This window comes from Microcystis sp. M49636_WE2 (assembly GCF_030065375.1).
In the GTDB taxonomy this organism is placed as follows: domain Bacteria; phylum Cyanobacteriota; class Cyanobacteriia; order Cyanobacteriales; family Microcystaceae; genus Microcystis; species Microcystis aeruginosa_C.
This window is the reverse complement of sequence record NZ_JASJFG010000831.1, coordinates 1-2,452: the sequence shown is the minus strand read 5'-3', so window position 1 is coordinate 2,452 and position 2,452 is coordinate 1. Positions and strand designations below refer to the sequence as shown.

The 2,452-nt window shown below is 42.3% G+C and carries 2 protein-coding genes; one reads left to right on the top strand and one right to left on the bottom strand.

Annotated elements, in window-relative coordinates:
• Window positions 1–882, bottom strand: an 882-nt coding sequence (locus PX484_RS19025) for a proton extrusion protein PcxA (protein WP_288105119.1), incomplete at its 3' end; no start/stop codon positions are given.
• A gap of 77 nt (window positions 883–959) precedes the next feature.
• On the opposite strand from PX484_RS19025, the gene PX484_RS19020 reads away from it, so the two are divergent.
• The coding region (locus PX484_RS19020; RefSeq protein ID WP_288105117.1) for a PD-(D/E)XK nuclease family protein at window positions 960–2,452 on the top strand (1,493 nt) is incomplete at its 3' end.

Genomic DNA, 2,452 nt, shown 5'->3' with positions numbered 1-2,452 from the left:
TTTGGGTGCTAAACCAATCATACCTCGAAAATGTAAAGCTTCCTCAAATCTTCTCAATTCCGAAAAAGCTTCTTCTTCTAAATCCTGATTGATAAAAATAAACTGTTCCTGTTGTTGGAAATATTTATTAACCAAGGGGGTTATCAGGAAAGTTTTGGTTAATTGTTGGGTCAATAAAGGAACAATAATTAACAGTAAAATAAACTTGAGAGAAATGGCTGTTTTATAACGAGAGTTGCGAAATTTCTTTAAAACTGCCTCCTCCGATTCCTCCGCTTGCGGATCGATTTCCTGTTTAATGCGATTAAAAGTATTGACAAAAGAACGGGGTAAAACCCCCGGTTTTTCCGTGGCTTTTTGGGATTTATTACTTTTGATCATTTCCTCATCTTCAAGACTACCAGCCGCTAAAAAAGAGCGATTTCTGGAAGTCTTATTTTTGTCTGTTTCCCGCTCAAAATTTCGGTTCTGGAGACTTTTGGGGACATCTTGAATATCTTCTTGCCAATAATTATCTTGATATTTTCCGATAACACTATCGATAAACTGAAGTTTTTTCAGACAAACATCTGTGGTGACAGTAATCACCCCATTATTAATTGTCGGTTGATTTGGTCCGAAGGTATTCACGATCGAGCGACTAGCTTTAAACTCCGTCAATCTGACTTTAATTTTTTGCAGATAACCTTTAACTTCTGCGATAAAATAGGAATTAGTGCTGCTGCCATAATTCGAGAATTCATTCGCCACTTTTCGCCCTTGAAAATGCTTGTCTTCTATCTCCTTAATCTTCAAAGCTGCATGATAAGCCTCATCTAAAGAACGTTCAGGAGTTTGTAATAACCATTGATTAACACCTTGCAAAATCCGATTAAGATTCATAGGAAACAATTACTTCCACAAGGAAAAAAGCTAGAGTACCGATCAGTCATCTTAACAAATACAATCCAGAAAAAACGATGTCAATCATACCAATTTGGATCGAAGGTGGCACGCGATCGGGAAAAACCACCGCTTTAGTCGGGGAATTTCAGCGCTGGGTGTCTCGCGATCAACTGAAATCATCGCCCCTTCCTCGATCGATCTTAGTTTTCGCTGCCAACGATGATAACAAACGGGAATTAGCCGATCGATTCGCCCTTGCTGTTAAGGGTAGCTATCCGATTCTCTGCAAAACCCCTTTAGGTTTTCTCACCGATGAAGTCATCCTGTTTTGGCCGTTAATTTTCGAGTTTTTGGGGCTAAAAGCGCAATTTCCCCGCCGATTACGCCCAGAAACGGAGCAGGAACTCGCCACCCGTCTCTGGCAACCAGCGATCGCTGAATTCTTCCAGCTTACCAGCATAAATGAATATCGTTTCGTCCGTCAAGTTCTCGATTTGTTACAATTAGCCGGCGCTAGTGGTGTTCCCGCAGAAAAGATACCCGAAAGATTAGCCGACGGATTATCAGAAACAGATTTAAAACGAGTTTTAGCGATTAATGAGCAGGAAACACCAGAAAAAGTGGGAGAATTAATCATTCAATGGCGTGATTGGTCTCTAGAACGTGGTTTATTAAGTTATGGTATCATCTACGAACTCTATTGGCGCTATTTATTCCCTGATAGTCGTTATCAACAGCAACTATTAAAACGCTTCCGGGCAGTTTTTGCGGACGATGTGGACGATTATCCGGCTATTGCCAAGGATTTACTCAGTTTTTTCCTCGATCATGATTGTTTTAGCGTTTTTACCTACAATCCCCAGGGAAAAATTCGCTTAGGATTAACTGCCGATCCCGATTATCTACAAAAATTAGCGGCACGCTGTCAAATTATGCCATTATCCACCACTAACGGGTTAGCCGCTCAGTTTAGCGAGACGGTTCTCTCCTTAATCAGCGACGGTAACTATCTTGGCAATCTTCCCGATCAATTCATCTCCGTGCAAACCACCTCTCGCGCTGAATTGTTACGGAAGACAGCCACAGCTATTATTCAAGCAGTCAATCAAGGAGCAGTAAAACCCGAAGAAATCGCCGTTATTGCCCCCGGTTTAGACGAAATCGCCCGTTATAGCCTGATGGAAATTTTAACCGGTGCCGGGATAGCCGTTCAACCCCTCAACGAACAACGACCCCTGATCAGTTGTCCTCTGATTCGGGCATTATTGACCCTTCTCGCCCTTGTTTACGCAAATTTGGGGCGTTTAGCCCCCCAAGAGGCCCTAGCGGAAATGCTGGTGATTTTTAGCCGTTATCGCTGGGATGAAGAAGAGAATTTAATTCCCGATATCGATCCAGTTCGCGCCGGATTAATTGCCGATCATTGTTATCAAGTGCATCCAGAAAATCCTCGTTTATTAGCGATCGAAACTTTTCCCCGTTGGGATCGCTTAGGACAAAAAGCTTGTACTGCCTACGAAAGAATTTGTCACTGGATCGAAGGGATGAAAAAACGGCAGCAAGAAGC